General features: G+C 58.9%; 20 protein-coding genes and 13 pseudogenes. 22 read left to right on the top strand and 11 right to left on the bottom strand.

The features are described from left to right. Positions 1-225: 225 nt before the first annotated feature. Entirely contained in the window at positions 226-1,383 is a 1,158-nt protein-coding gene (locus N2597_RS33040; RefSeq protein WP_011427406.1) for a hypothetical protein, read from the top strand. A 543-nt stretch (positions 1,384-1,926) separates the two neighbouring features. Here the strand turns inward: N2597_RS33040 and N2597_RS33035 are convergent. After that, positions 1,927-3,504 carry a hypothetical protein gene (locus tag N2597_RS33035; RefSeq protein WP_103671223.1) on the bottom strand — a complete coding sequence of 526 codons (1,578 nt, stop codon included), beginning with the start codon at positions 3,502-3,504 and terminating at the stop codon, positions 1,927-1,929. Positions 3,505-4,036: 532 nt separating this feature from the next. On the opposite strand from N2597_RS33035, the pseudogene N2597_RS33030 reads away from it, so the two are divergent. Next, positions 4,037-4,201 (top strand): annotated as a pseudogene (locus N2597_RS33030) (transposase); the annotation flags it as partial. 97 nt (positions 4,202-4,298) lie between these two features. Here N2597_RS33030 and N2597_RS33025 read toward each other — a convergent pair. After that, positions 4,299-4,508: pseudogene (locus N2597_RS33025) on the bottom strand (transposase domain-containing protein); the annotation flags it as partial. Here N2597_RS33025 and N2597_RS33020 point away from each other — a divergent pair. Beyond that, positions 4,509-4,625, top strand: a pseudogene (locus N2597_RS33020) (transposase); the annotation flags it as partial. A 252-nt stretch (positions 4,626-4,877) separates the two neighbouring features. Here the strand turns inward: N2597_RS33020 and N2597_RS33015 are convergent. After that, a pseudogene (locus N2597_RS33015) lies at positions 4,878-5,057 on the bottom strand (IS3 family transposase); the annotation flags it as partial. 342 nt (positions 5,058-5,399) lie between these two features. On the opposite strand from N2597_RS33015, the gene N2597_RS33010 reads away from it, so the two are divergent. Together N2597_RS33010 and N2597_RS33005 are read left to right on the top strand one after the other, a co-directional pair. After that, on the top strand, positions 5,400-5,597 hold the full coding sequence (locus N2597_RS33010) for a hypothetical protein (protein ID WP_037145433.1): 198 nt from the start codon (positions 5,400-5,402) through the stop codon (positions 5,595-5,597). Continuing rightward, the gene (locus N2597_RS33005) at positions 5,587-7,650 is read left to right on the top strand and encodes a recombinase family protein (protein WP_011427411.1); all 2,064 of its coding nucleotides are present in this window, start codon (positions 5,587-5,589) and stop codon (positions 7,648-7,650) included. Before N2597_RS33010 ends, N2597_RS33005 begins: the two co-directional genes overlap by 11 nt. A 23-nt stretch (positions 7,651-7,673) precedes the next feature. On the opposite strand, the pseudogene N2597_RS33000 reads toward N2597_RS33005, so the two are convergent. Beyond that, positions 7,674-7,880, bottom strand: a pseudogene (locus N2597_RS33000) (integrase core domain-containing protein); the annotation flags it as partial. A gap of 135 nt (positions 7,881-8,015) precedes the next feature. Here N2597_RS33000 and N2597_RS32995 point away from each other — a divergent pair. Beyond that, a complete protein-coding gene (locus tag N2597_RS32995) occupies positions 8,016-9,275 on the top strand; it encodes an IS110-like element ISRel25 family transposase (protein WP_011053446.1) in 1,260 nt (419 codons plus the stop codon). Between the two features lie 243 nt (positions 9,276-9,518). On the opposite strand, the pseudogene N2597_RS32990 reads toward N2597_RS32995, so the two are convergent. Continuing rightward, positions 9,519-10,327: pseudogene (locus N2597_RS32990) on the bottom strand (IS3 family transposase); the annotation flags it as partial. Positions 10,328-10,384: 57 nt separating this feature from the next. On the opposite strand from N2597_RS32990, the pseudogene N2597_RS33820 reads away from it, so the two are divergent. After that, positions 10,385-10,477: pseudogene (locus tag N2597_RS33820) on the top strand (hypothetical protein); the annotation flags it as partial. A 17-nt stretch (positions 10,478-10,494) separates the two neighbouring features. Here the strand turns inward: N2597_RS33820 and N2597_RS32985 are convergent. Continuing rightward, positions 10,495-10,785: pseudogene (locus N2597_RS32985) on the bottom strand (IS21 family transposase); the annotation flags it as partial. A gap of 661 nt (positions 10,786-11,446) precedes the next feature. Between N2597_RS32985 and N2597_RS32980 the strand changes: the two are divergent. The 7 genes and pseudogenes from N2597_RS32980 to N2597_RS32950 form a co-directional block, all read left to right on the top strand. Further along, a complete protein-coding gene (locus tag N2597_RS32980; protein ID WP_225882632.1) occupies positions 11,447-11,653 on the top strand; it encodes a hypothetical protein in 207 nt (68 codons plus the stop codon). A 195-nt stretch (positions 11,654-11,848) separates the two neighbouring features. Further along, positions 11,849-12,214: a pilin major subunit VirB2 gene (gene virB2, locus N2597_RS32975; protein WP_077991700.1), complete on the top strand. Its 366-nt coding sequence runs from the start codon at positions 11,849-11,851 to the stop codon at positions 12,212-12,214. Between the two features lie 62 nt (positions 12,215-12,276). Continuing rightward, entirely contained in the window at positions 12,277-12,408 is a 132-nt protein-coding gene (locus N2597_RS33815) for a VirB3 family type IV secretion system protein (RefSeq protein WP_406550286.1), read from the top strand. 19 nt (positions 12,409-12,427) lie between these two features. Beyond that, positions 12,428-12,898, top strand: a pseudogene (locus N2597_RS32965) (SUMF1/EgtB/PvdO family nonheme iron enzyme); the annotation flags it as partial. Between the two features lie 393 nt (positions 12,899-13,291). Continuing rightward, positions 13,292-13,798, top strand: a complete 507-nt coding sequence (locus N2597_RS32960; protein ID WP_011427416.1) for a hypothetical protein — start codon at positions 13,292-13,294, stop codon at positions 13,796-13,798. Positions 13,799-14,863: 1,065 nt separating this feature from the next. Next, a pseudogene (locus tag N2597_RS32955) lies at positions 14,864-15,070 on the top strand (DUF1403 family protein); the annotation flags it as partial. A gap of 2 nt (positions 15,071-15,072) precedes the next feature. Further along, a pseudogene (locus N2597_RS32950) lies at positions 15,073-15,459 on the top strand (SMC-Scp complex subunit ScpB); the annotation flags it as partial. Between the two features lie 48 nt (positions 15,460-15,507). Here the strand turns inward: N2597_RS32950 and N2597_RS32945 are convergent. Next, a pseudogene (locus tag N2597_RS32945) lies at positions 15,508-15,714 on the bottom strand (DUF1403 family protein); the annotation flags it as partial. Between the two features lie 218 nt (positions 15,715-15,932). Between N2597_RS32945 and N2597_RS32940 the strand changes: the two are divergent. The 5 genes and pseudogenes from N2597_RS32940 to N2597_RS32920 form a co-directional block, all read left to right on the top strand. Next, positions 15,933-16,833: pseudogene (locus N2597_RS32940) on the top strand (site-specific integrase); the annotation flags it as partial. A gap of 56 nt (positions 16,834-16,889) precedes the next feature. Then, the gene (locus tag N2597_RS32935) at positions 16,890-17,387 is read left to right on the top strand and encodes a thermonuclease family protein (protein ID WP_341356298.1); all 498 of its coding nucleotides are present in this window, start codon (positions 16,890-16,892) and stop codon (positions 17,385-17,387) included. Next, on the top strand, positions 17,384-17,980 hold the full coding sequence (locus N2597_RS32930; protein ID WP_077991578.1) for a thermonuclease family protein: 597 nt from the start codon (positions 17,384-17,386) through the stop codon (positions 17,978-17,980). Before N2597_RS32935 ends, N2597_RS32930 begins: the two co-directional genes overlap by 4 nt. A 25-nt stretch (positions 17,981-18,005) precedes the next feature. Then, positions 18,006-18,320 carry a hypothetical protein gene (locus tag N2597_RS32925; RefSeq protein WP_077991585.1) on the top strand — a complete coding sequence of 105 codons (315 nt, stop codon included), beginning with the start codon at positions 18,006-18,008 and terminating at the stop codon, positions 18,318-18,320. A 133-nt stretch (positions 18,321-18,453) separates the two neighbouring features. Further along, complete coding sequence (locus tag N2597_RS32920) at positions 18,454-18,999, top strand: hypothetical protein (protein ID WP_077991586.1); 546 nt, start codon at positions 18,454-18,456, stop codon at positions 18,997-18,999. A gap of 32 nt (positions 19,000-19,031) precedes the next feature. Here the strand turns inward: N2597_RS32920 and N2597_RS32915 are convergent, their stop codons facing one another. Then, positions 19,032-19,373, bottom strand: a complete 342-nt coding sequence (locus N2597_RS32915; RefSeq protein WP_077991587.1) for a helix-turn-helix domain-containing protein — start codon at positions 19,371-19,373, stop codon at positions 19,032-19,034. 397 nt (positions 19,374-19,770) lie between these two features. On the opposite strand from N2597_RS32915, the gene N2597_RS32910 reads away from it, so the two are divergent. From N2597_RS32910 to N2597_RS32900, 3 genes are all read left to right on the top strand, one after another. Then, positions 19,771-20,058: a hypothetical protein gene (locus N2597_RS32910; protein ID WP_077991590.1), complete on the top strand. Its 288-nt coding sequence runs from the start codon at positions 19,771-19,773 to the stop codon at positions 20,056-20,058. 9 nt (positions 20,059-20,067) lie between these two features. Beyond that, positions 20,068-21,453: a DUF8535 domain-containing protein gene (locus N2597_RS32905; protein ID WP_077991593.1), complete on the top strand. Its 1,386-nt coding sequence runs from the start codon at positions 20,068-20,070 to the stop codon at positions 21,451-21,453. A gap of 133 nt (positions 21,454-21,586) precedes the next feature. Then, the gene (locus tag N2597_RS32900) at positions 21,587-21,883 is read left to right on the top strand and encodes a hypothetical protein (protein WP_165779400.1); all 297 of its coding nucleotides are present in this window, start codon (positions 21,587-21,589) and stop codon (positions 21,881-21,883) included. Positions 21,884-21,905: 22 nt separating this feature from the next. Here the strand turns inward: N2597_RS32900 and N2597_RS32895 are convergent, their stop codons facing one another. From N2597_RS32895 to virB10, 3 genes are read right to left on the bottom strand one after another with little or no spacing between them, the layout of a single operon-like run. Further along, entirely contained in the window at positions 21,906-24,617 is a 2,712-nt protein-coding gene (locus N2597_RS32895; protein WP_077991598.1) for a type IV secretory system conjugative DNA transfer family protein, read from the bottom strand. Then, a complete protein-coding gene (gene virB11, locus N2597_RS32890; RefSeq protein WP_049730566.1) occupies positions 24,586-25,635 on the bottom strand; it encodes a P-type DNA transfer ATPase VirB11 in 1,050 nt (349 codons plus the stop codon). Before virB11 ends, N2597_RS32895 begins: the two co-directional genes overlap by 32 nt. Continuing rightward, positions 25,632-26,966, bottom strand: coding sequence for a type IV secretion system protein VirB10 (gene virB10, locus N2597_RS32885; RefSeq protein WP_077991599.1), 1,335 nt, complete (start codon positions 26,964-26,966; stop codon positions 25,632-25,634). The genes virB11 and virB10 overlap by 4 nt, the downstream gene beginning before the upstream one ends. Between the last annotated feature and the right edge of the window lie 3 nt (positions 26,967-26,969).

Raw genomic sequence — 26,969 nt, 5'->3', positions numbered from 1 at the left:
CGAAAACTCCGGTCGAAAACGCAAACCCACACGGTCTTTCCAACTCACCGCCAAACATGAGGTTTGGCCGAAGACGCTTCCTTCAAACATTTTAGGGGCGGCTCAAACGGGGGCCGATTCAACCAGCGCTTTGCGTAGCATAGCAGCAGACCGCGACGCCTTTAAGATTGCAGGCCGTTTAACACTACTCCCCGTCGACTCAGCAAACAAAGAGACGAGTTGAAAATGAACAACGAGTTTTCCATGAAAGACAGCTTGGATACCTTCGTTGCACTGGCGAACCTATCAAGGTTAAAGAAACGCTGGGCCAACCGCACTAATGAGTTGTGGGATATGGCTGAAGCTACAATAGCACGCGAACGGGCGGTAGGCTATATCGGGGAGTGCATCGCTGAAGGAATCCATAGGCGTGAGCCGGCGGTCTTTTGTCCGGAGATTCAGACTCGCTTCCACGCTGTGGGCCTTATGATTGATGAGCATATTGACCCAGGCCGCCCAACACTCAATCGGCGGCGCTTGCTGATTGAACGAGTTGGGAAGTTTACCGACTTCGCTCCCTACCAGCAAGGGCTCGGCTGGACTGCTACCGGTGAAACAATCGCTGAGAGCTTAAATGCTATTGACAAATCCGAGGAGCTTTTTCGGTTCCTTCGAGCGCGGGAGAGGGGCCTGCCCAGACAGGTGCGACCCACCATCCCGTTCACGTCTGAGCAGGCAATAGAGCTGGTTGATGAGGTGAGCCATTTGTATGAGGATATTAGAGAGCGCCTGTACACGATAGACCATTTATTCCAAGATCGGTCGAGGGACGACGTCGCGTTGATCCATGATATCGAGCCCAGTATCGGCTTGCTTTCCCATCAGTTGGAAAGGGAAAAGCGAGATCCAACGCTGGTACGCCTTGATGGTGAGGCCGAGGCGAGGCGAGCGGATGTCGATCATGACCCGTTCTTCGAGGCGCAATCTGCACCCTCGCCCGCATCAGGGACAGAGGGCTTAAGCAGCCGAACGGCCTCGCCTGGTAGCAACGAATTGTTTCGGGACGAAAATGTCTCTCCTGAAAGGTCACAGCGATCGAACGAGGACAGCCACTCTTCGGGGGCGTTCGATGACGACCGGTCGGCGTGGAGAGCGTATGTGACTGGAGAAGGGAGCCATACCAAAGCTGCAACTGGTCGTATGGAAGATGGTGTAGATGACGCGGAGAGGCTAGCTTTTGACCCCGCTACCATTAGCTTTCGCAAGTCAAAAGGCACTTCGTTGCAAGAACCGGCCGCCGCGCTGGGATCGAAGGCGGCGCATGATGAGATCAATGGATCGGAAGGCAATCGACGCGAATTAAACGAGCGTAAGCGGACTCGCAGCCCCGGGTTAGATTATTAAACTCACGATTCGCGCGTTCGAGCGGCCGTTTGTTGCAAGAGAGAAAATCTCTGATGCCGCTCTGGTGCGTGCAAGCCATGCGCCCGCCTTCGCGCAGCGGCGCATAAGGCCGCGGCCCGTGATGAAGTCCCCGGATCCCCGGATCGGGTTTCAATCAAATTAACGCGCTCGGAGCGTCTTGAGAATCTCGGATTAATCCAATCCCCGGTTCGTCCGGTTCCCATCATCTCATCACCCTCACTACCTGCCGTCCAGCTTGCTACTCCGTGTTGCCGAACGGCAGATCCTGTTATGCCGCGCAAGCACTAAGCGGCAAGCAGACCCCATCTGGCGTCGACACCCTTGGTCCCGGCAATGCAGGTAGTCATCCTCCAGGGGCATGCCGGAAGGGGATCGCGCCGCGATTACCTCTCCATGTATTGATCCGGTATCGACAATCAAAATTGTCCGCGAGCGCTCCCGCAACGAGCGAGAGGATCATTTAAAAAACAACGTGGTCGACCCTTGACAGGTGGCCAGTTGCCACGAAAAGTTACCTATCTCTCAGAGGCTGATCGAGTTGGCCCTCTCACGTTCCTCCAGTTCGCGTGGCCGCTTACTCCCATTAGGCGATTTGCCTATTTCAATATCTCCATTGACGTTATGGCTGGAAGAGCCGGAAGTCCCTTGTAAGGGGTGCGGCGCTTTTATTTTTGGTGATATAGATCGTGCCAGATTTTCAGCCGGCGCCACCACCTTTGACTCATTGCGATGCGGCAGTTTTAGTTTCTGTTGACCAGGCATATTGGCTGCCTTGGCAAGTTCAAGCATGACTTGGGAATGTTCTAAATCGATTTTGCTCGACCGTACGGGTACTGTTGATCTCTTTAGATGATCATTCTCTGGCAGTTCGCGCAGACGACCTTGCCAGGCTCGGTGGTAACCCTCTATGGTTCGCACAAGCCTTTCCATCTCCAAAGTCCTTGATTTCAAGACGCGCGAATAGCTGCGGAGCAACGAGAAAAGGGTCGGGGAATCTGCTGCCGTACTGTTCCGCTCCAGCCAGTATTCCCGGTGTTCCGACGCCGCTTTGAGGAACCACGCGCGGCTCGCGAAGTTTCCGCGACGAGGGCCAACGACCGCGTCCATGGCATCAAGAACACGCGTTGCCATTTCCTTGGCGACTCTGTTACGCCCTCGTTGAGGAGGCGCTCGACGTATTGAGTCCCTAATCCCTTTTGGCAGTTGCTTGGGCAGGAAAAAACGATTACCACCACGCTGCCAGGTTAGGTCGCAATGCCGTTGTATCAACCTTGCGATGTCTACAGCAGTTTCTGGAGTTAACCTTTGTTGCGGTAGTAACTCCGATCTCCGAGGAACGATTTTCTCTTCAATGGCTCTGATCACCGTCACTTTGCCATAGTGAAAGGAGTTCGGGATGAAGCCTATTTCGCCAGTGGTGGCCCTCGTTTCCACAATTTCCGCCTCCCGCTTAGCCCAGCGTGACAAGATTTCGCCACTTTCCCAAACCTCATCTACTACCGCCTGGCGCAGACCATTGAAAAAAGCGCCGTCCGGCACGATCTTGTCCAACAAAGTATTGAGCTCCTTCAGAGTGGCCTTCTGTAAAGCTGGATTACGGGGCGTACCGCTTGAAAAGTTTTCATCGAATTGATGAAGCTGCAGTTCATCGCGTCTGTGACCCAGAATTTCAATGTGTGGGAATTCTCGCGGGTCGCCTTCTTTGGTTTTGGCGTATTGCTGCAGTTTCTCATAAAGTGCAGCAGCTACATTAGGAGAAAGAGCTATCGGGAACTGCGGGCGCCTTGCATAGATTTTATCAATGACGCGATGGAGTTCGTTAGGATCCGGGTTCGCGGTAAGCTCACCAATATTAGCTCGATGTATTGCATTCAATGCATAGAGCCGTTGTTTATTATATGCAGGCGTATCGGGAATAGTTCGACTTAGAAGCCGGTCTATTCGAATTTCAAGTGCGTCCTTCAAGGAGCGGCCGGGGACTGGTCGCGGCCACTCTAATTCATTTCTAATGCTGCCGTCTGGAACATAGGCTGGAGTTCGGCTTCGCATGACATCCGTTAGATACTTGACCGCCATAATTTCTCTCGTGCGATTGGCCATAGTGCGTGGTCCTTCTCACTTTCCGAAGCGCAAGCTTCATCGCCAGCGTTCACACTAAATCGCGTCTTTGATGACGCATTGTCGCGTTGAAGCAAAACTTGTTCTAACAGCGATACTTTAACCCTGGGACGCCAGCAGCTCTAAGAAAACCAGGCCTCCTGAGCGGCGTCCGATTCTGCTTTTGAATTCGCCGATGTCGTTCACTGTCCTGATATGAACTATACCATGGAGGGCGAGTTGCTGGGGTGTGATTGCGTTACATCCGAAGCTAAAGTGAACCGTAAGAGCAAGACCCCATCTGGCGTCGATAACCTTGGCCCCGGTAATGCAATATTCGATGGCGACCTGTCGTTGATGCGCCGGATCGACCGGCTATCATCTCGAATACGCCCATAGTACGTATCCGTCCGGCGAAGGCCGTCTATCCTGAATTGCCGATTGGCTTTAAGTCCATGGCCATGCGCTACAATCATTTCCCCCATTGAGGTCTTGTCCGTCGACAATCTGACCTTGACCAGGGAATGAAGCGCAACGTTTCACAGACGAACAGATCATCACCGTTCTGAGGGAGCACGAGGCTGGCACGCCGGTCTCGGAGCTTTGCCGCAAGCACGGCGTCAGTAATGCCAGCATCTATAAATGGAAGACCAAATTCGGCGGCATGGACGTATCGGAAGCCAACCGGCTGAAGACTATGGGACGCGCTTCACCTACCATGACACGGTCGATCATCTTCGAGGAGGCGACCGCCAATCGAGGTTCTCGCCGATCATGCTGGCGACTTCTTTCAGCGTTTAGATGAACCTTGAACGTGCCATCACGCAGCCTCGCATCGCCGGCGTCCAAAGCCACGGCAGTAATTCCTGGAGGTGGTCCTTGGGGTGATCCTGTATCCTGGTCAGGACGTCTGTCAAATAGATCTCCGGTGGATTGTGGCCATGGAGTTTGGCAGTCTCAATGATGGTCAGGATATTTGCGATGCGCTCGCCGCCCTTGTCTGGCCCGATGGCACGAAGGGTCTGACCGAAAATGGAATCGACGACCTTCAAAGTCTCCTCGCCGACATCCGGACGTGGGATGGTGGAATCCGCCAGTTCCTCGTCGATGAACAATGCGATCCTGTTCTTCAGTGCCATCGCGCGCACAAAAACTGGCTATTTGCCGAGCAAATCACTCATCGCAGGGGATATCGTAGAGCGCACTCGAGGATCTCATCCGCGGCATGCACCCGATACGACCGCTGCGCACACACCTATTTCTCAAGCATATGCATCGCTGCAGCCGTCATCTTCTGGATGTGATTTAACGAGTCCTGAGCCTAGTGATTAAGGCCGCGACGCTCCGACGAAGCGAGATGACCTGCCACTGAATTTTCATCCGACTGCGATTGGAGCCTCGGCGGTTTTGAATATGCCAAGTGGCGCGGTGTGAGCAACCGGCGGAAACGCGAAGCTTTCATCTTGCGCAGCGTTGGAGCCGGTTGCGGCGATGGTCCCGGCATAGTCTGCCGGGGTCTGATATCCGAGCGATGAGTGCGGCCGGAAATTATTGTACAACACGACGACAGAACACCCACGGGACCGAGGTTCGCGAGCTTCTGTATCCGTGGCATCCCTGGTCCGGACGGCTTGTTCACGTGCATGAGGCGGTGTCTAAAGGGACGCATATTTTCCGCTGCAGCCTTTCTGGTTCTTCTTCTGGTCGACTTCTTGAGGTCCCGTCGTGGATGTTCGACCGATCAGTGAGTGGTTGTTGGCGCAGCCTGGCGGTCCCGCACGTCGATCTCGCAAGCCTGCATTCTTTGGCAAGATTGCTGAAGGACGCTGATGCCTCATCGCAATCTTCGGTAATGGGCGCAGCATTGGTCTTTCACGAAACGAGTCGGAGAGATGTTCATGCCTCGCCAGCCCATGACATGCCAGTTCGATCTGTTCTCGGCCCCGCAGCGGGGGAAGACGGCAGGGACGCCGCAATGGCCGGAGTTGCCGGAGGAGACCCGCCAAGCGTTGACGGTGCTCATCGTGCGGCTGTTCGTCGATCACGCAAAGTGCGGACATGCCTGCCAACAGAAGGAGGCCGGTCATGATGCATGAGAAGATCGCGCCGCATCATCTGGAGCGGAAGGCCATCCTCTATGTTCGGCAGTCCTCGGCTCACCAGGTTCTGCACAATCGAGAGAGCAGCGCCCTCCAGTACGCCATGCGCGACCGTCTGGCAGCGCTTGGATGGTCACATATAGAGACGGTGGATGACGACCTTGGTCGTTCGGCCGCCGGCGGCGTGACCCGCGCTGGATTTGATCGGATGGTGGCGGAAGTCTGCCTTGGCAAGGTAGGCGCCGTGGCCGCGCGTGAGGTATCGCGCTTCGCCCGGAACAGCCGCGATTGGCAGCAACTCATCGAGATGTGCCGCGTTGTCGATACCGTCCTGGTCGACCAGGAAGCAGTTTATGCGCCCCGCCAGGGCAACGACCGCCTGCTCTTGGGTTTGAAGGGCAGCCTCAACGAGTATGAACTCGATCTCTTGCGTCAGCGTTCCCTTTCCGCCCGCTATGAGAAGGCTCGCCGCGGTGAACTCGTCGTCACTGTTCCGGCCGGCTTCGTAAAGGCCGGTGACAGGATCGAGAAGGATCCCAATCGGCGCATCCAGGAAGCCATCGCACTCGTCTTCGACAAGGTCACCGAACTCGGGAGTGCCCGGCAGGCCTTGCTATGGTTCCTTGAGCAGGGATTGGACCTGCCCGTCAGGTGCGCCAACGGTGACGTCATCTGGCGCAGGCCAAATTATGCCACCATCCACCGGATGATTGCGAACCCGATCTACGGCGGCGCTTATGCTTATGGTAAGAGTCGTTCCGTACCAGGATACGATGGCCGATCTGGAATTCGCCGCAAGGCGCGTGATGAATGGCTGGCGCTGATCCCGGATGCGCACGAAGGTTACATCAGTTGGGAACGGGCGGAGGAGATCCGCAAGATGGTCAGCGACAATGTACCGGCCAGTCGCCATCATGGAGCGCCGAAGCATGGCGACGCTCTGCTTGCCGGCCTGTTCCGCTGCAAAAGGTGCGGCCGGAAGCTGACGGTTCGTTACACAGGAGCCAACCATAACATCCCGCGCTATTCCTGTTGGCGAGGGTTGCTCGACAACGGCGAACCACGTTGCATCGCCTTCGGCGGTCTGCGGGTCGATGACGCGATCGAAGAGGCACTTCTCGGCGTGGTCGAGCCAGGAGCCATTGCCGCCGCCGTCGAGGCGGAACGCAATATGGCCAACCAACGCGATCAGGTTCAGGATGCCCTGATGCGCGACCTCGAGGCAGCACGCTATGTAGCCGACCGGGCATTCCGGCAATATGACGCGGCCGATCCAGAGAATAGGCTGGTGACGTCGGAGCTGGAAGCACGCTGGAACAAGGCGCTGACTGGCGTCGGTGAGATCGAGGCCAAGATTGCCAAACATCGGACAGTTACGCCGCATCCGTTCCCCATGTCCGCATCACAGGTAACCGCACTTGCGGGAAACCTTCGCGCCGTCTGGACGGCGCCGACAACCGATGCAAGGCTGAAGAAGCGCATTGTGCGCACGCTCATCAATGAAGTGGTCGCCGATCTCGATGATGGAACCTCTGAGATCGTCCTCGTCATTCATTGGGTTGGAGGCGTCCACACCGAACTGCGCCTGCCGAAGCGACACCGTAGCCAAAGAAATGCGACCCCTGACGACATTGTCGACGCTGTGAAACAGCTCGTCTTGATCGCCAATGATGATGTGATTGCCGGTGTCCTCAATCGCAACGGACTGACGACCGGCAATGGCAATCGCTGGACACGGGAGCGGGTCACCGCGCTGAGGTCATATCGCAAGATTCCGGTCTTCCGTCCGCAGATCGACGGGGTTGAGCCATGGCTTAATCTGGGCGGTGCGGCAAAGTTACTCGGGATATCGCCAAAGACGCTGCGTCTGGCGGCCGAGGCTGGCGATATTAAGGGGGCTCATCCGCTACCCGATGGCCCATGGATCTTCAGCCGTTCCAAACTCGCGACCCCGCAAGCACGTCAGATTCTCGATCGTGTACGGAAGAACCCTCGCCACCCCGCGGGATCGCCTCCAGATCAGGAAAATCTATTTCTTTCAATGACATAGAAAGATGGGTGTTATGAAACAGGATTGTAGTCGTCCGCCCATTCGGCAATGGCGCTTCGGGCATGATCGAGACCGAAGAACAGGCTTTCGTTGAGCAGTTCGTCGCGCATCCGGCCGTTGAAGCTCTCGACATAGCCGTTCTGCATCGGCTTCCCCGGCGCGATGTAGTGCCAGTCAACCTTGTGATCCTTCGACCAAGCAAGGATAGCATTCGAGGTGAGTTCGGTGCCGTAACACCTTCGGAAGTCTGCGTTGAATGAGGCTTTGACCAGCTGCGTAGCCCCCATCAGGCGAAGCAGGTGGTCATAGCCAGGCCTCAGGTCTCACAGTGGTTTTGCGAAGCCACACTGTAAAGGAGACAGGCTATGACCGATTGTGACATTACCGCATTTACCCCCGTTCTGGCAGCTATCGATGTTTCCAAAGAACGCCACGAGGTGCTGATCGAAGCACCGGACAAAAAGCGTCGACGTCGAGTGATCGTGCTCAACAATCTCGATGAGTTCGATCGCCTCATCGGCCTGCTGCGTAGCTATCAGCGTCCTGTCCGTGTCGCCTTTGAGGCAACGGGAAACTATCATCGCGCATTGGCATATCGGCTCGGCTTAGCGGGCTTCGAGATCAAATTGATCTCGTCCATCGCACTGGCTCGGACCAGGGAGGCACTGCATAATTCCTGGGATAAAAATGATCCAAAGGATGCCCAGGTTATCCTCCATATGATGACCATTGGTGCCGAGCAGTTCTACCATGACCCGTTGATGCGCGGCACCAACGACATTCAGGAGTTGTCGAAGACCCACGATATGATCTCAAGGTCGAAGACCGAACTGTGGCATCGGATTCTGACGCATTACCTGCCGTTGTATTTCCCTGAAGCGGATCGCTTCCACCGCAGTTCGCGCAGCGACTGGTTCTTTGCTTTCCTTGAACTGTTTCCGTCTCCGCACTTCATCGCAGCCATGAACAAGGACGCTTTCATCAAAGCTGCCTGGGAGGTGGTTGGTCGCAAAGTTGGCAAAGAGCGTTTGTTGGCAGATATTTACGCAACGTCCGCCCGTTCGATAGGCCTTCCAGTTGCACCGGACTCTGACGCTATCTGCATGTTTCGTATGATCCTGGCCGAGGGCAGAAGCCTAATCGCCCAACGTAATGAGATCGAGGCGCGTGCGGTTGCGATGCTGAAGGACAACGCAGATTACCAGCTCTTATGCACAATCCCCGGCATTGGCCCAATCAATGCTCTGACAATCATGGCAGAAGCTGGGGACCTGCGCCGGTTTCAACACCATCGCCAGTTCCTGAAGTTCTGCGGCATGGATCTTGCGACAATCCAGTCAGGAATGTTTCGAGGCCAGACCAAACTCTCCAAATATGGAAATGCACGGCTGAGGCGGACCTTATGGATGGCAGCTCAAGTCGCGATATTGCAGCGCGCCAACAGCTTCCGCGACAAGTTCGAGCGATACATCACCAAGGACCGTCACAACACCCATTTACGTCGCAAGGCGTCAACAGCAATCGCCGCCAAGATGGCCCGCACCGTACATGCGGTTATCAAAAGCGGTGAACCTTATCGCCCCTTCTTTGAAGGGACGATCCACAGCGGAAGGACCCTTCTCTGACAGTGCCGTGGAGGCGTTGAGCTGCTCAGCGACCTCGTAGATAATGTTCAGGCCTTCCGCTCGACGGCAAAAAGGATCTCGTCTTAAGGACGGTGAGAGCCGCGATCATGCGTACTCTGTGTTTGTTATGGGAGAGACCGTTCGTTGACGATTGGCCGGGCCTACATCATAATTCAAACGCATCGGGAGACCGACGCGATAACGACCTGCTGCCAAAACGGCGTTTCATTCCGATTATAGGACGTTGTCGGAGACGATCATTCCGGGCTTGCCACGTCGTTCGATCAGCGTCGTCAGCTCCCGTGCGACGCGGCGGCCGGAGATCGAGGTGTCCGGGATTGCTGCCAGGCATTCGCGCGTCACGTCATCGACAATGTTGAGCACGCGGAATCGTCTGCCGCAGGCAAACTGGTCGTGCACGAAGTCCAGCGACCAGCGGGCATTGGCCTTCGCTTCGACCAGGATCGGTGCACGCGTGCCGACAGCACGGCGTCTGGCTTTACGCTTGCGAACGGAAAGACCCTCCTCGCGATAGAGCCGGTAGATGCGGTTTACCCCGGACAGCTCTCCCTCCCGCCGAAGCAGCACGAACAGCCGCCGGTAGCCGAAACGCCGACGCTCGTTGGCAAGGTCACGCAGCTTTGCTCGCAACTCCGTCTCCGGCGGTCGGTTCGCCTGGTAGCGGATCGTCTTGCGGTCGGCGGATATGATCTGGCAGGCCCGCCGCTCCGAAAGACCCATCACGGCCTTCAGATGCGTGACGGCTTCGCGCTTGGCGGCAGGCCCTACCATTTTTTTGCAAGAAGCTCGCGGAGCGCGGCCGCATCCAGCAACTGCTCGGCCAGCAGCTTCTTCAGTCTCGCGTTCTCGTCTTCAAGCGCCTTTAGCCGTTTCGCCTCGGAGACTTCCATACCGCCGTATTTGGCCTTCCAGTTGTAAAACGTCGCTTCTGAAATCCCGTGCTTGCGGCAGAGGTCGGCTGCCTTCGCACCAGCCTCCTGCTCCTTCAGCACCGCAATAATCTGCTCTTCGGTAAATCTCTGCTTCTTCATTCGTCCGTCCTTTGATGGGCCGGACTCTAATCAATTCTGGAGGAAATTCGCAGTGGCAGGTCAGAGATGATCAAATTCTTCACGACTGCAAGACCATGCCTTGTTGGTGTGGAAGCTTGCGCCACGGCGCATTATTGGGCCCGTGAACTGATTGTCAATGCCGCGTGGGCGGCGTGTTCCTGGCGCATCGTCGGCGAAAGCCGTTGCTCGAAGCTTCTAAAGAGCTCACAAAAGCGGCTGTAGCCGTAACCGTCGGGATGCGACCCACGATACTCCTCCCACAGGATGAGCAGAGTCACGCCGGGCTTCTTGAGTTCGACGGCAAGATCGGCCCAATTGGGTTCGACACGGCGTCTCGTGCCCTGTTTGATGCCGTTGCGAGCGAAGAGCTTGTTCTCGAGCGCATCGTCAGTGAGTTCGCCCGGCAACGGCCAGCTCAATCCAATTGCTGCCGCGCGCTGCTGTTATGCGGGTTCGTGACGAAAGTTCACGATCCGTTCGAGCTTAGCGTGTCGCCAGGAACAAATCTTGTTCCGACCCCAAATACCCCGCTCATTCGAACCGTGCAGCGCCGAATGAAAATCTGGCGCAGTACACAGGCCAATGCGCTGGTGTTCGGGCCATTCGCCGATGCGGCGCGGCAGACGGAAAGTATAGAGGTCGGGCAGTGAGATCATTACCGAACAATACAGGATCGTCATCCGCGCTCTTACCGCCAGGTTGGCCTTCGACAACCGACCCCACCGGAAAACATGATGACCGCCCGCGAAGCCGCCCGCTCGCTACAGCGCTATTGAGAGGCGCGCTCGCGAGCGGCTTCGCTACCTCCGTCACCTGCACCAGGTGCGGGGATACGATCGGAACAACCCGTGAGGCATTCGAGAACATCCGAGTGAGGCAACGGCATTATTTTCTGGGAACACTCTTGGGTGAGGCAATACGAGTCTCAACTAGATTGCGCTACGCACCGGTGCTGTTCAATTTTCGCTTCAAATGAGATTGAAATGTAGAAATCGAAAACTCTAGTGTAACCGAGCCTCCCGATAATCGTGAACATCAGATGACGGCATCTCTTCCGACCGAAGGGGCTGTGTTAGCTATGAGCACGCGGAGATAGGAATGTTGAAGGCAACGGGGCCGCTGTCGATCGTCTTGTTGGCCTCCACGCGCCCGTTCAACGACGCGCCGCCGTGTGCTGGCGGCGAGACGGCTGACGAGGAGCAATTGGCGCTTCGTCGGCCAATCTCCGCCTACAACACAGATTCTTCCACGCACGGCTTTGCGAACGCTACGTGCGAAAAGTTGAAATGGCCGCTCAACAGCTAGTTCCCCCGTCAACCGAGCAGCCGAAGCATGACCGGGAAAAGTCGGCATCCGAAGAATGGGATGTTTGGAGTTCATATACGCGTCGTTCTCCGAAGGGCGGCGCGATCCATCCGGTCCGCCACCGTCGCCGGACCAGGACGAGCGTAAATCCGGAGACCAACTCTTGTTCGATCTAAACAAAGGAGATTCGCAATGATGCGATGCTTTGAGAGATACCGCGTACATCTGAATCGCCTCTCCCTGTCGAACGCGGTGATGCGCCTGGTATCTGGCTATGCTCCTAGCGTGGGCGGCGCGATGGGTTGGAGCATGTTCTCCTTTGGGCCAGCTGCGGCCCAATCCGCAGGTGGCGGCACCGACCCGGCCACAATGGTTAGCAACATTTGCACGTTTATCCTTGGTCCGTTCGGCCAGTCACTCGCCGTTCTTGGAATCGTGGCGATCGGACTCTCCTGGATGTTCGGTCGCGCTTCACTGGGTCTTATCGCCGGCGTTGTCGGCGGCGTTGTCATCATGTTTGGAGCGAGTTTCCTCGGCAAGACGCTGACTGGAGGTGGTTGATTAGTAACCGTCTGGGAGAAGCCCTTTACCTGGCGGCGACACGGCCCGCATTGTTTCTTGGGGTGCCGCTAACGTTGGCCGGGCTATTTATGATGTCTGCCGGCTTTATCATCGTTATCGTTCAGAACCCGCTGTACGAAGTCGTACTCGTTCTCTTATGGTTCGGAGCGCGTCTTGTTGTGTACGAGACTTAATGCTGCCAGTGTGGTCCTGCTGGCGGCTCGTGGTGGATTGGACGACGCAGAATATGCCTGGGGTAACGAGTTGGAGCCCGAGGCCATGCCGATGGCAAGCATCTGGCAGGGGATTTCCGTGAGATCGTCGAAGCTTAAGGGTGCCGAACGCACCAGCGCCGTCGGGTCGTTCCCGGCAAACGGCCACGGCCTCTATGACATGATCGGCGACGTATGGGAGTGGACGACAGACTACTGGTCGACGAGTCACCCCGAGCTCGCACGACATTCCTGCTGCATCCCGAGCAACCCGCGCGGCGGCGATCCGGAGGCGAGCTACGATCCTCGGCAACCGGAAATTCGCATCCGCCGCCGGGTCCTGAAGGGCGGTTCGCATCTTTGCGCGCCGAACTATTGCCGGCGTTACCGCCCGGCCGCCCGACATGCCGAGCCGGAAGGCACCTCGACCAGCCATGTCGGCTTTCGCTGCATCAAAACATTGACGGGCTGAGGAGTGACGCGGGCGGGGGCATGAGTTCGCTTGGACTGTCGACAGTATGGATAGGGAGGAGCAGACTGCGGCTGAGCGCGACGCGATCCAGCTACGGACTGGCGTTCGCCAACTCGGGAGTGATCCGGCGCCCGCTTTCCGCAAGCCCGCTTCAAGGGCGTCGGCGACGTCGGTCTTGAAGCGTCTCTCCCGGATCTTCCGGCTGAACGTCTGCTCGAATCCGGGGTGGAAGCGCCTGAGATCGGCGAGGCCCGCGGGGGCCTGCGGAGATCCAAGCTGAGCGAGGGACGCGGCCCGCAACGCCCTGACGAGAAGGTCTCCGAATTCACCTGTTCTGCAAGGAGGGAGGCCGTCGACCATTCTTGCGATATGCGTTGAGCGCAAGAACCATCGTTGCTTCCCGCGGCGGCGGTTCGACGGCGCCCGAGCTTCTCCCGCCAGAGCGACACCTTCCTCGACCAGGCCGGCGGCGAACATGACGGTGGCAAGCTTGGCCGCTACCTTCGGACTGCCGGGATTGAGCGCCTGAGCGCGCCTGCCAGCTTCGATCGCAGCCTCGGGGCGCCCGCTCAGAAACTGCGCCACCATGAGGGCGGTGTTCGCCCGTGCAGAGAGGGGGGCCATCGCGACCGCCTGGTTAGCGAGGCCGAGCGGCCCATCCGTATCCGATGGATCGAGGGCGAGCTGCGTCCGTGCGAGCGTCGCCAGCACTTCCGCACCAGGTCGATCCCAGTCGACGGTGCGCCGCAGGCAGCGCTGCGCGGCACGGATGCTCGTCTCGCCCTGGGAGATCGAGGGGATGCCGGCCTTCAGGACGCAGACGTTGCCTGCGGCTCGGCCCGGCGCTCGTTCGATCTCGAATTGCCCGATCCCACCGAGCTCTCCGGCAAGCTTCAGTGAAAGCGACTGGACAAGCACCTCCCTCGCGGATACCGCCGATCGATCGTCGGCGTCGATTCCACGCCGTTCTTGACGACATGTCCGTCGGCGTCGTCGGTGACTTGCCACCAGATCGTCCGCACCGCTGATCGGCATAATATTTGAGTTCCGCCGAATAGAGATTTCTCCGGCCGTCGGTGGTCATGGGCTGCCCGGTCGACGTGGCAACCGTCAGCGTATCGAACCCCGTCAGCGCCGAAAGCAGAAAGTCCCTGGTAACGCTCGCCTCGCCCTCGAGCCGCTTCTCGGACGCCGACATGGTCACCGCAAGCAGAGGCTTTTCGATCACGACCGGCCGCGTACTCAACCGCGCCGCCCGCCCCGTAACGGATGTCAAACAGAGGATTGCGACAGCCGCGAAGCGCGGATACGGGAGAATGATTTTCCTTGCCCCTTGCTCTGAAGACTGCAACTCCTGCTCTCAGCCCGTCGCCTCGTCTTCCAGCTCTTCGGTCGGACCAATGTCCTCCTCCCCGAACGCCAGCCGATAGCGCCCTTTCGGCACGCTCAGCATGATCCGATGATCGCCGGACATAGTATTGCTTCAGGAAAGTCCGCACCCGACCGACTTCGATGCGAACAATGGGGTCGGCGGGATCGAAGCTATGGGGTCTCGCCAGCACGTCAATCGCAATGTCGTAGGCCTTGACGGGATCGTGGTGCCCTTCAAACCGTCTTTGCACCAGATACGACGGGATCGTGCGGCTGCGCTCCGTCGCCTGGAACTTCGGATCTTCCAGAAGGCGGCGAAACTCCACGCGCGCCGCATCCATGCTGGCTTCGCAAGCCCTGCCGTGCGTTCCCCAGCGTTCATAGCCGCCCCCCGCTAAGCCGTGGTTCAAGTCGAAACAGACCAGACGGTCTTATCGCTCAAATGACGAGAGGTTTGCAATCGGAGTTGCTGATATACCGTTGCATGATCGCGCCCAGGTAGCTCGGTGGCCCTCACTCCTGCCGTGTTTTAACATTCGCGACGCGGTCTTGCTGACCGCCGCGGGAGATGATCCAGGGGCCGGCGGCAAGGCGCGGCTATTGGCGGTAGCGCCGAAGGTCCGGACCAAGGGCGCCGATCCGGTCATTCGCCGATTGCTGACCGAAGACGCGGTACCGGCGTCCGCTCCGGGCAGCGCTCTGTCACGCTGGGCGGCAAACCGCCTGTTCGAGCGGCTCGAAAGTTTTGAGGCGGTGCGCGCACTGTCCGGCCGGTCCTCCTTCCGGATTTTTGGGCTGTGACGATGGCGGGATCGAGCACAGCCAAGACCAGTCGGCGACAGGCGAAAGGGCGACAGCAAGAAGTCCTGTACGATCGCGAGCTCGAGGACCTGCCGCCGGAGCTGCGCTGGCGGGAATAGATGCTGCGGGTCGAGGCGGTGTGATTTTTGCCTCGGCCGAGCCGATCAGGCGAGAGACCCTGGCGCGGGTGGTCGGCAAAGACTGTAGCATTGACCTGTTGATCGACGATCTCATCGAGGAGCTGTGGGATCGACCGTACGAATTGGTGTCGGTCGCGGGCGGCTGGCCGCACCAAACACGATCGCGGTTCGCCGAGACCATCCGAACTTCGGCAGCGCCAACAAGGGGAGGGGGCGGCGGCACTGTTCGAGTTCAAGGCGATGGTTGTTTTCCTCCCCGTTGCGGCCGTGCATCCTGGCGGCGACGGCGGCCGATTTGAGGGCGAGGCGATCGCGCCAACAGCCCAGCCATGGCGGGTCTGCACGGATTAGATCATCGAGCGATTTCAAAGCGATAGCTGCGGCAAAGGCAGCATCGGATTCGCTGACGTCGCGGCCGCGTGCCAATCCCCAACCTGGTAGACGGTGAGGCCATGGCGACGTCGTTGGAGCGGCGGCAATGAGCGAATCCGTGCGGAAGAGCATAAACATGAGCGCGGTTTTTGCCACCAATAAAGGATCAAACCGCACACCTTGCCGGCACGGTGATATGAACGATAAACTTCCATTGTCGTTCATTAGAGAAATGACGCAAATCACCGAGCAAAACAGCGAAATTCACGTCGAGGCGGGCTCTTCTCCGCCCCTCAGCACGGCGGCCGCCGGTGACATTTCCGCGCCGCAGTGGTCGGCCGCCATCTCGTTCCGTGTGGTGCCGCCGGCAAGGGTTGGGTGCTTCCGCCCGACCCACAGACGGTCGGCCTCTACATCACCGCTTGTGCCGCCGGGAGTGACGGGATCACCGCCTCGCGCGACAATCGCCGGTCGCAAGTCGAATTCGGTCAAACGATCGAGCGGCGACTTTCGGCGCTGACCTGGAATTATGCCCGGCGTGGCACAACGCTCGACCGAAAGGACCGCCATGTCGCTACTGTGCTCGCCGCGATCCGCAACACCCACGCCACGCAACCCCGCCAGAAGGAAGCGGCGCTGCCCGAACACCTGATCGCCATGCTGGAGACGTTGCCCTGCGGCACCTTCTGGGGACTGCGCGACCGGGCGATGCTGCTGATCGGTTTTGCCGGCGGGCTGCGGCGTTCCGAGATCGTCGGGCTCGACGTCGGCCGCGACCAAACGAAGGAAAGCCGCGGCTGGGTCGAGATTCTTGACAAGGGCATGGTCGTCACGGTGCGGGGAAAGCGCGGCTGGCGAAGTGGAAATCGGCCGCGGCTCGTCGGACGCCACCTGCCCGATCGTGACGCTGCAGACCTGGCTCAACCTTGCGAGGATCGCGCACGGCCCCCTGTTCCGGCGGGTGACCGGTCAAGGCAAGGATGTTGGCCCCGAACGGCTGCTGGATCAGGAAGTGGCGCGCCTCGTCAAGAAGGCGGCACTGGCTGCCGGCGTGCGACCCGACCTTACCGAAACCGAGCGTGCGGAAAAGTTCTCCGGCCACTCGCTGCGCGCAGGCCTGGCCTCCTCGGCCGAGGTCGAGGAGCGCTAAGTGCAGAAGCAACTCGGTCACGCATCCGCCGAGATGGCCGCAAGTACCAGCGCCGGCGCGACCGCTTCCGGGTCAACCTTACCAAGGCATCCGGGCTTTGACACGCCCCCTCCTCTGCCACCGTGCGGTCGTCCGAGTTCAGGCCTCTGAACAAGAGTTGCCCGCCACTGGCGCGCGCGACGACGATCAGTCCAAATTCCTTCCCTTTCCTTCAGAGGCGCAATTCGAAACCGGTGACACCTGGATTTCCAGCGGCCGGCGGTATCGCCTCTACGGCCTGCAATCGTGCCTCCGAGGGACAAATATCACGGTGTCTGCCGGCGTCGTGCGCGACTGCGGCGAGCTCGACCTCATCATGGTGCAAGCATTGATCCGGGACACCCGACCCGTCTGCGCCACCATCAAAGATCTCGACCAGAACAATGCGGTCGTGGCGTGCCAGACAACCACCGGCCAACACCGCTACGATCTGGCAACCTATATGATCGCTCAGGGATGGGGATTTGCCGCAGTCGACGGGGCGGGCCGTTTGATCGTCCCTGGATATAGGACGGCTGAGGAGGCGGCGCGATCTGCACGCGCCGGGCTTTGGGCGTATCCTGACATGCCGCATCCGGTTGCGTTCCTCACGCAGCAGGCGAGGACCCAACGATGAAAGCTGTGACCGTTTCGATGATGCTGTTCATGGCGATACCAGCGGCGTCGCTTGCACAAAGTCGACCAGCCGATGTGCCGCGCCAGATCTACGGCATGGTTCAGGTCGTTGATGCAACGACTTTCGAATTCGTCAAGAGCCGACAGGTCGTCCGTCTCGCCGGCTACGAGGCGCCCCGACTGGAGCAGACCGCGACGAGCGCTGGAGTGGGATGGCCTGCCGGTCAGGTGTCACGTGCATGGATGATCCTTCGGACGCTTGGCCAAAACGTCAACTGCGGGCCGATCGGACGCGACGCCAAGCAGGTGTTGGTCGCCCACTGCTTCGTCGGAGAGACCAATCTGGCAGCGACAGCAATTGCCGAAGGCATCGGCTATGCGTTCAACTACCCGGGCGAGCCTCAGGTGCCTGCCTATTTCGACATCGAAAGAAAAGCCAGGGGTCTGGGGTACGGAGTCTGGTCGTCACCCGACCTGCTTGCGCCCTGGCTATACGATGCTTCGGTGGCGAAGGCAGACACGTCCGACCGCAGGCTGCCGGAATCCGAACCGGGACTGCCGTTGCCGCTCCCCGTCAATCAAACAACGCGCTGAGTTGAAGAATCTGCCTGGAGGCTGAATGAAACGTGTTCTCGAAACCCTTGTCGTAGCAATGGCCTTGCTTGCCTCTGTTCCGGTTGCAGCCAGCGCGCAAAATGCTGGTTCGCCCAACCAGATCGAACAGCGAGACCCCGATCACTGCGGTGTCGCCGGCGCCGGATGTGATCCGGCGGACGTGCAGCAATGGAAGGCTGTTGGCAACCGGCTTGCCGACCTGTCGTCGGCAGACCTTAGCCAGTACGCCTACGCCTGCGCGCGTCATCCGGAATGGAAAAAAGACTGCCAAACCGATCCCGCAATCATTCTGAAGCGCCTGGGAATTGAAGGATATTGAGACTGCCGATGAGCAAGTCGGACAATGTCGTCGCCATTGCCGAAATGGCCTTCCTCGTCAGGACGGCCGGCCCTTTCCTTCAAGGATCGGTGGCACCTGGACGCTAATTCAAGAAATAGATGGAGGCGAAGTAATGAGACGATTTTCAATCGTGGTCGCGGCGTTGGCGGCTGGGAGCTTCACCGTATCGAGCCCTGATGCGAAGGCCGACGACGCGTCATGGGGTTGTCAGGTCCTCCTATGCGCGGCATCGCAGAATCCCTCATGGCATGGCGTTCCCTATTGCGTTCCGCCCATAACGAGGCTGATTGCTGCCATGAAGAAACCCGGATTTGATTGGCCTATCTGCCACGAAGCCAATTCGGGCAAGCCAGGCCGCGAGGATTTCGAGGAATGCCCAGCCGGCACGACAGTCGGCTACAGCTTACAGGGCGACAATGGATGGCGAGGTGAGCCGGACCAGTGCATCAAGACAGTCGATGTCTGCCGCTCGCCGAACCTGCGTTCAGATGCGACGAAGTCGCCTGGTCAAACCATTCGTCGCAGCTTTGGAAACGACGACACCGGCTGCGTCCAAAGGATTGCCACTCCGCGCCCGCGACGCGCCGACCCCTATTTCTTCGACATACCCAACGACACGGGCGTCAAGGAGCGGTTCTGGTTCAACCTCAATCATTAGCCGCGTGTTTTCGATCGATCCGGAGAGCCGAGTCAGGCAGCGGGCTCCGCTGTCCTCTTTTTCTTTCCCCGCCGCGATCTCAACGCTGCGACGCGAGTAAGATCGTCTTCGGTGACCTTGAGCAGATCTTCGATAACGACTTTCCACTCGCGCTGCATCTTGTCGAGGGTCGAAAGTTTCACGTCACGCATGCAGCGTGTGACTTGCGACATGTAGGCTTCCGATACGCCGAGCTGCTCGGCCAAATCCTTGTTGGTAACGCGACGCCTAGCCTTCAGACGGGCAATACCGACGGCCAGTCTTTCCTGAAACGACAGCGATGTGAGGATCGACTTGTCCAGTTCTATGTCGGCATCGACCTTCACACGTGGCATTGCACGAATATCCCGCGTTCGGTTGAAAGCGACATGCCGGGAGAGGACGCGTCATCTCTTGGAAAAGAGTCGTCGCTGCGGCGCCTGTTTGTCAACATGTTCGAAAATAAATCAATCATTGCGGATCCGACGGCGACAGATGATCAACATAAGCATGCCTATAACTCTTTGTTGCCCATCGTTGTCATTGGGACGTTCACAAGCTCGTTACCTCTCTACACCGTCAGTCAACAATGCAGCAAGCGGTCCTGGATTGCAGGGGGCTTCGAACTGCGCCCTTTGATCGTCGTCGCGATGATGTCGGACGACATGGCTTGCACTTGTGAACAAAAATTCCATTGCCGAATAATTATACTGCAGTTAAAGTCTATTCGTTATGCTTGATCGGAGGATTTGGATGGTATCGTTCACGACGTCCAGCTATCGATTTGACCTGACGCGTCTCGCCGTCGCGCTTTTGATCCTCGGACTGATTTTCATCACGGCCCGCCTGTCGATCGGCGACAGCCTGACAGTTGGTTACGTTATGGTGATCCCAGTGTACGTTTTTTTGTCGGCCGTTCTCGAGGACGCGCGGCTCGTAAAACACAGCCGCGTCCATGCGTGGGCAGAGAGATTGGCAGCTTTTAGCGCTGCAGCGGCTTGCGGATATACAGGCTACCAACTCTGGATATCAGGGTACTAAGACGTCGGCATGCGGATCGTTGTTCGCAATAGCCCTGCCCACGGTCTCGCCACACTGGAAGAACGCGAGGCAGTTGCGTTGCGCGCCTGGTATGGCAACGCTGCTTCCAGTGAAGACGAGGCCATCGCCCTATCCGTCATCAAGCGCTCTCGGTTGATGGACGGTTGGATCGAATGCGACTGCCTGCCCGGCCGATACCAGCCCCTTCTTGCCCCGATTCAACAGGAACACACATACACCCTACGGCGCCTGCTGCCGAAAGACGAAGATCCCGACCGGCATGAAGAGCGCCCAAACCATGCACATGCCTGCCCGTTTCATGTCGACAAGGATGCCGCGCCCTCTCGCTTCGATCGCGGCTATCAACTTCGCCCGTTGCCCAAGTCGGAACGAAGCTACATCGATGCGCTCCCAGCCATTCCCGGCCGACTTGCTGACGTCTCCGCCTCAGACCGGATCCGATCGGTCGAGCGAAACGATCGGCCCTCCCGGCTTGGATCAATCCTCTGGAGGGTGCTAGATAAAGCCGGCACCAATGTCATTCCGCCCCTGCAGGATGAGCGGGATTTCAGCCTCGGAGATCAGCTTGCGAGGCTACGCTCCGCAGCGCGTGAGTTTCGGGTGCTGCGCACCTGGACGCTTAACGCGTTGATGTCGACATGGGCGGCCGACTACCGTGATCCAGACAGCCGTTGGCAGCGGTTGATCGCAACCTCGCGCCCAGACTGGCCCGAGACTGTACGTCGAACCGGCTTCATGGCGCTGTTTGCGACAAGCGTTTCGACACAGACAATCATGCCGGCATCCTCGGCGCGCAAGCTCGATATCCTGGCAAAAGTCCGCCAGCCCCTTCGTGGCGATCCTACCAGCCGCGGACCATTCCTGACACTGTTGAATGTCGATTTTGGAGACCATGACGATGGGCCGGCCCGAGCGGTCCAAGCCTATGCACAGCCCGTCTACAATGGCGACACCCTGTTTCCGGTGGAATCGGGATTTGAGCGGGACGTAACCCATCTCCTGTTCTGGCTGCAACAGTCACTATTTGAGGCCGCACCAGAACTTCGTATCGAGATCACCAAACCACTCTTCGCCTCTGACACACCCATTGGTCCATGCCGGCCAGACTTCATCTTGAACGTCAGCTATGGAGCAACCCATTCCTTAAACCTTATCATCGAAGCCTTTGGAATGGAGAGTGACGAGTATCGTCAGGCGAAGGAGGTGATGTTGCCGCGAGCTAAGTATCTCGGACCCCTTTTTGGAATTTTTCCGAACGACCTGGCTGCGGCGAACGCGGCTGAGACTGCCCGGCGTCTGCAGTCGTGGGTCATCGATCAGGTGCGACACGCCGGAAATCTTTCCAGCCTATCTGCCGGTGGACGTGCGTCGTAGCTATCCGTCGTCGACGTCGGAACTGGAGCTATCTCCCGCGTTCTGTAATTGAGCATCCCGCAGTTCGGCACCCGCTGCTTGGAGCAAGGCCTCTTGAATGTTCGCTAGGGTCCCGGTTGAACACGTTCCAAACATGCGCGAGACCAGTTCCTCGGCGAGAAGTGCGATCGACGGCGTCAGTCTTTCCGCAGCGGGACTGCCCACCTCGCTTCTCACAGTGGTGAGCGCGTTAACGGCAAGCGTCCGCCTCTCCATCTCGCGCTCGTTCACCATCAACCAGAAACCTGCGTCAGCCTTTGCCGCGGAGACGATCTGCTGGATACTCCGAGGATCTGGAAAATCTGCTTTCGAAAAAGTGTTTAATCTCGCCCATGATATTGCTCTCCTCAAAAAGGTGACGCGGCGCTTCTTGCTTGCCTCGCCGGTTTGAATCGCTGGCGATGGAGACGCGCCTATTCGCCCGGCTCATCGAGTCGCTCGACCTCCTCCCCCAACGGATCGCGCGCCACCCTCGCGAACTGATGCAGGTAATCCAGTGAACTCGTCTGCGTCAGGCGGTTCGATAAGGTCCCGATGAGGAGATCGACGTCCGAATTGAGGTCGGTTGGTTCGAGTGAGAGCTCGTCGGTCTGCTCGAAGATCGCATCGTTCAAGGTCCGCAAGTCGCTTCCGAACGCTTCCCCGACCTCCTGCCGCTTGAGAATGCCTGCCTCCGCAGGGCGGGCGGCTGCATGATCCGTAGACTGGTTGACACCTTGGCGTCGACGACCGTTGCGAGCCGGAGATCCCGAATAGACATTATCCGCAAGTCTCCGCTCGTCGATTTTCAGACCAACGCCGGGGCCACGGTCGGGACCATGCCGGTTCGGCGCGCGGTCCTGTCGACGCCTTCCCAAGGGCTCCGATGCAGGTTCTTTCCGTCGCTGCTTCTGCTCCGCTGCGGATGAATCATCGTCGGCAACCCCAACCTCACGCGCCTCATCCAGATCGAGCCGATCGCGAAGCTCATCGAGGGAGGAGATATAGACATGGCGAACACCGTCTTTGACGATGAAGCGCTCGTCGTTGGCTTGCCACGACCGTGTGACGGCTGCGTGGTCGCGATGGCCGATCGTCGATTCGACCGGCTCCATGCATGGCCGCGACACTGGGCCGAATTTGCGCACTTTAGCGAACATCCGCTCGCCGCCAGAATCGAGTTTCATGATCCGCATCAGCGGCATGCCGGTGACCTGCAGGATTGCCTCCTCAGGCTTCATCATCATCAGCGTGTTGACGGGAAGCAGGTCGACCGAGACCGGCACTTTCGAAATCGATCTTTGGCGGCGTCCGTGGCGGTGGGAATAGGAAGATTGCTCGACCCATTCCGTCGTCTTGCCGGCTGCCATGGAGACCGCTGTCGCGTCCTCCTGGTTCTGGAAGTTCATGAACAGCTTGATCGTCGATGCCCCCATGAGGATCTTCTGGCCCGAGCGTTGGTAGAGGCGTTCGAGCTGGGCACCATCCTGGAGAATGAACACGAAACGCACGCCGTTCTTGCGGATCAGCGGCGCGAGCGTCAGAACCGTATCGATACGGCCGCCGTTGCCGAACTCGTCGAGCATCATCAGGACCTCGTGCTCGCCGTTGCGCAACGGGCCCATCTGGACAAGTTTGTCGGCCATCTGCTGGATGAACATCGAGATCAGCCGCTCGTAGATCTGCATGGCGTTCCAGTCCGCCTGGATATACACCACCATCTTTCGCGTCCTGATTGTGTCGATCGGGATTGACGTGATCGAGGTAAGCGCTTCGACCAGCGGGTTCTGCAAGAAGTTGAGTTTGGCGACGATCTCGGCGGCAATCCCCTCCCCGAGCTTTTCGTGGCGGCCGGCGAATTTGGTCAGTTGCATACGGGTCTGGTCGGAAAGGACCGCCTCGTAGTTTTCAAGCAATTGCACGATCGCCTTGCGCTCGTCGGACATGGAATTGAGGATGCGGTAAAGTTCGCTGAGCGACTTGCGCGAGTCCGGGCATTCGAGCACAAACCCCAGCATCGCCGTCAGTAGGATCCGGGCGCTCTCCTCCCAGAAGTCGGACGAGTCGGACCGCAGGCGTTCCGGCAGCAGCATCTGCGTCAGCTTCTGCAGGTCGGTGATCCGCTGGTTCGGCTCGGTGCTGATCAGATCGAGCGGGTTATAGCCGTCGGTGAATTTCGAGCCTGGCGCCAGAAGAAATACCTCGTAGCCTTTGTCCTTCAGGTATCCCGACGTTTCCTCGAACAGCTCACCGCTCATATCGAGGACCATCTGCGACCCTTCAAAACTCATCATCGTCGGGATGACGAAGCCTCGCGATTTTCCTTGCCCCGGCGAGCCGATGACCATGACGTGCTGGTCGCCGTCGTTGCGCAGCAGAAGCCCTTGTTTCAGACCGAGGACGATGCCGCGCTTGTCGCGTAGACGAAAATCGGCCGCATCCTTCAAGGTCGCCAGACGCGCCCTGCCCATGATCATCCGCTGGCGACGCTGGATGGCCGCGCCGATCGGAAATCCTACCAGAGCGCCGGCGGCGGCAAGACCGGCAAGCGCGGCTAGCACCGTCTGCCGGGAAGGCTTCTGATAGATCCCGGCCGTGTCGGTCGCGCCGAAAGGTGCCTGATACATCGCGGCCAGATGATTGCCGTAGTAGCCGGCGATCTCGGCGTGTTCGCCGGCTTTGGTGGCCACGAGATAGAAGGTCACACCATAGACGATCACGCCGGCATAGGCAGCCGCGAAGACCAGAGCCGTATGCGCGATCAGGCTGAACATCGAGCGCACATGCAAAAGGTAGAGGATCTTGCGCGAGAGAGCCCTGCCTCCCTTCAGCATCCAGAGGCACAGCAGGAGAAACAGGAATGGCGCGGCAAGCGCGAAAGCCAGCAGCGACAATCCGACCGTGTTGCGAGTGTGAATGATCGACCAGGTATAGCGGAGAGCATCGACGAAGCGCACCTGCCCGACATAGTCGAAGTAGGAGGCCGACCCAAAGGAGGAGGTATAGGCGTCGTAGATCAGCGTGAAAAATATAAGCCAAAGCATGACCGCGCAAAGCAGCGCGACCGGCAAGGTAATCAGCGAGGCACGCTGCAGGACGGTCCATTTTGGGCGGTCAGTCTCCGCTGACGTGAATACGCTTGCCATCTTTGTCCACCTCATCGGCAAAGTAGATCTCGCTGACGCCGCGGCCGCCGGCCGCATCGCTCTTCTTCAACTGCACCACGATCGGGATGATCGAACGGATATATCGAATGATATCGTCGCGCTCCATGCGGACATTGCTGTTGAGCACCAGCGTCGACAGGCGGTTGAATGCATGGTGCGGCGAGTTCGCATGGATGGTCGACATCGATCCCGGATGGCCGGTGTTGATCGCGTTCAGGAAATCAAACGCCTCGTCGCCGCGCAGCTCGCCCATGAAGATCCTGTCCGGCCTGAGCCGTAGCGCCGTGGCCAGCAGATCAGTCATGGTGACCCTCGCCTCTCCTTGGCCTCCCTTCGAGACCAGCAGCGACACGACATTTTCCTGTCGCGGTTCGAGTTCCTCCGTATCCTGCATCAGGATGAAGCGTTCCTGGTTTGGAATGGAAGTCAGCATGGTGTTGAGAAACGTCGTCTTGCCGGTGGACGTCCCACCGGAAATCAGCATACTGCGGTGATTGACGGCTGCGAGTTCCAGGAAAGCGCGAATCTTGCCGGCGCGGAGCAGCGTTGAAAGCTCGATATCCACGTCATCGATATAGTCATCGCCAGTAACCTTCGTGAAGCGAAACGCGCCGGCCTTCTCGTAGTCGTCTAGGTCGAAGCGACGAATGAACTGCTTGCGGATCGAGAATGCATGCCCCGTCGCCGACGTCGGACTAAGGACGAACTGCACGCGCTCGCCGCCTGTCAGTGTCGCCGACAATAGCGGGTTCTCAGCGTTGACGGTCTGCTTGGTAAAAGACGCCGCGCGAGACGCCATGTGGCGGATTGCGTCCTGGTCCAGGCCGTCGACCTGTTGGCTAACCATGCTGAGCTGGCCGATCTTCTCGAGCCAGATCTCGTTGCTGCGCTGGCAGGAAATCTCGACAACGGCAGGATCGTCGAGAAAGGCCCGGATGGGTTCCAGCGCCTCTGCCAGAAAATGCCGTTCGGCGGAGATTGCAGGGCGTGCGTTCATTTGCCGTATCTCTGCTTGCGCAAGCTCTCGAACCGCTCACGAACCGGATCAGGATAAAGGTCTGCGAAGTCGAGGTCGCGTGTGACAAAGACGTTGATGTCGGAGCCCTGCGGGATGTGGATGGTCGGCCGGATGTTGCGGCTGTCCTGGAAGGCTTCCGTGCCAAGCTGTTGAATGCCGGAAGCGATGGTCTCTGCGGCGATTTGCCGGGCTCGATCCTGTGACGTGTCGCCGTTGTCCTGCGGGATGCTGGTGACGCTGCCACTGTCGTTGATGATGGTGATATTCCGGTCGGGCTTCTGGCCAAGCTGGGCGATATATTGCGTGGCGCCGCCGATCAGCGTCATCAGAGCCGGCGGTCCGAACCGTTCCCAATATTTCCGGTCGACGACACCCGTCATGCCCGAGCGGCCAAGCCGGTCTGTGCCGTAGGAGCCAAGCTGCACCGAGACACCGTCACCGCGGATCATGCGGGTCCAGACGATCAGGATACGCTCCTGCCCCCGTTCGACCCCGGACTTGTAGTCGCCGATCAGCGAGGAATCGGCCGGAATAAGAATTCGACGGCCGTCAAAGGAATAGACGTCTTCGCGGACAATCCCTTTGACCATGCCGGCGAGATCGGAATTGATCGCTGTCTCCAGCGTTCCCCGGATCATCGTGCCCTGGGGGATCCAGGCGTCGGTGCGACGGTTCTGGGAGGCGACAGAGACTTCGGCGCCTTGCCCACCCATCGCCTTCAAGAACGCGCGGTCACTATCGGCCGCATTGCCATCCGTCGCCGCGCTCGGCTGCGCCCCCGATCCAACCCCTGATCCGAACGGTCCGGCACTCGCGCTATCGGCGGACGCTTGGGCCGCACCGGTCGTCCTGTTTGATTGGTCGAAGACCATGGCCGACGAACGTACGCGCTCCAAAAGCTTTGCCTCCCGCGCGAGTTCGATGCAGCGCGGGTTGTCAGGGTTCTTGCCTCGCGTGCAATCGACTTCCGCCGGGGGTGCTACGGGAGCAGCGGCGGGAACAACAGGTGCGGGCGGTGGCGGAGGTGGCGGCGGGGGAGCCTCTGGGACTTCAACCGTTGGAAGCGGTGGAGGCGCTGGCGTCCTGAAGCCTTCACTGCGCGGCACCTGCGCGGGGCGAAACTCTTCGCGCGGCGACGTGTCGACCGCCGGCTCCCTCTCTCCGCCCGCCAGGAGGAAATACAGGACCACGCCTACGCCCGCGATCGCCGCAACGACCGCGATCGGCCGCATCATGCCGATGCCAGACCGTCTGACCTGCCCGCCGATGGCGGTATCGTTGTCGATCGAGTGGTAGCTGGGATCTGACATGGC

It is taken from the genome of Rhizobium sophoriradicis, assembly GCF_025200795.1.
In the GTDB taxonomy this organism is placed as follows: Bacteria; Pseudomonadota; Alphaproteobacteria; order Rhizobiales; family Rhizobiaceae; genus Rhizobium; species Rhizobium sophoriradicis.
Note: the sequence above shows the minus strand (reverse complement) of the source record. Positions and strands in the feature narration are given on the sequence as shown.

Excerpts from the sequence above, each read along its gene's own strand:
- N2597_RS33040 (WP_011427406.1), top strand. The coding sequence starts at position 226 with ATGAACAACGAGTTTTCCATGAAAGACAGCTTGGATACCTTCGTTGCA.
- N2597_RS33035 (WP_103671223.1), bottom strand. The coding sequence starts at position 3,504 with ATGGCCAATCGCACGAGAGAAATTATGGCGGTCAAGTATCTAACGGAT.
- N2597_RS33010 (WP_037145433.1), top strand. The coding sequence starts at position 5,400 with ATGCCTCGCCAGCCCATGACATGCCAGTTCGATCTGTTCTCGGCCCCG.
- N2597_RS33005 (WP_011427411.1), top strand. The coding sequence starts at position 5,587 with ATGATGCATGAGAAGATCGCGCCGCATCATCTGGAGCGGAAGGCCATC.
- N2597_RS32995 (WP_011053446.1), top strand. The coding sequence starts at position 8,016 with ATGACCGATTGTGACATTACCGCATTTACCCCCGTTCTGGCAGCTATC.
- N2597_RS32980 (WP_225882632.1), top strand. The coding sequence starts at position 11,447 with ATGTTGAAGGCAACGGGGCCGCTGTCGATCGTCTTGTTGGCCTCCACG.
- virB2 (WP_077991700.1), top strand. The coding sequence starts at position 11,849 with ATGCGATGCTTTGAGAGATACCGCGTACATCTGAATCGCCTCTCCCTG.
- N2597_RS32930 (WP_077991578.1), top strand. The coding sequence starts at position 17,384 with ATGAAAGCTGTGACCGTTTCGATGATGCTGTTCATGGCGATACCAGCG.
- N2597_RS32925 (WP_077991585.1), top strand. The coding sequence starts at position 18,006 with ATGAAACGTGTTCTCGAAACCCTTGTCGTAGCAATGGCCTTGCTTGCC.
- N2597_RS32920 (WP_077991586.1), top strand. The coding sequence starts at position 18,454 with ATGAGACGATTTTCAATCGTGGTCGCGGCGTTGGCGGCTGGGAGCTTC.
- N2597_RS32915 (WP_077991587.1), bottom strand. The coding sequence starts at position 19,373 with ATGCCACGTGTGAAGGTCGATGCCGACATAGAACTGGACAAGTCGATC.
- N2597_RS32910 (WP_077991590.1), top strand. The coding sequence starts at position 19,771 with ATGGTATCGTTCACGACGTCCAGCTATCGATTTGACCTGACGCGTCTC.
- N2597_RS32905 (WP_077991593.1), top strand. The coding sequence starts at position 20,068 with ATGCGGATCGTTGTTCGCAATAGCCCTGCCCACGGTCTCGCCACACTG.
- N2597_RS32900 (WP_165779400.1), top strand. The coding sequence starts at position 21,587 with ATGCGCGAGACCAGTTCCTCGGCGAGAAGTGCGATCGACGGCGTCAGT.
- N2597_RS32895 (WP_077991598.1), bottom strand. The coding sequence starts at position 24,617 with ATGGCAAGCGTATTCACGTCAGCGGAGACTGACCGCCCAAAATGGACC.
- virB11 (WP_049730566.1), bottom strand. The coding sequence starts at position 25,635 with ATGAACGCACGCCCTGCAATCTCCGCCGAACGGCATTTTCTGGCAGAG.
- virB10 (WP_077991599.1), bottom strand. The coding sequence starts at position 26,966 with ATGTCAGATCCCAGCTACCACTCGATCGACAACGATACCGCCATCGGC.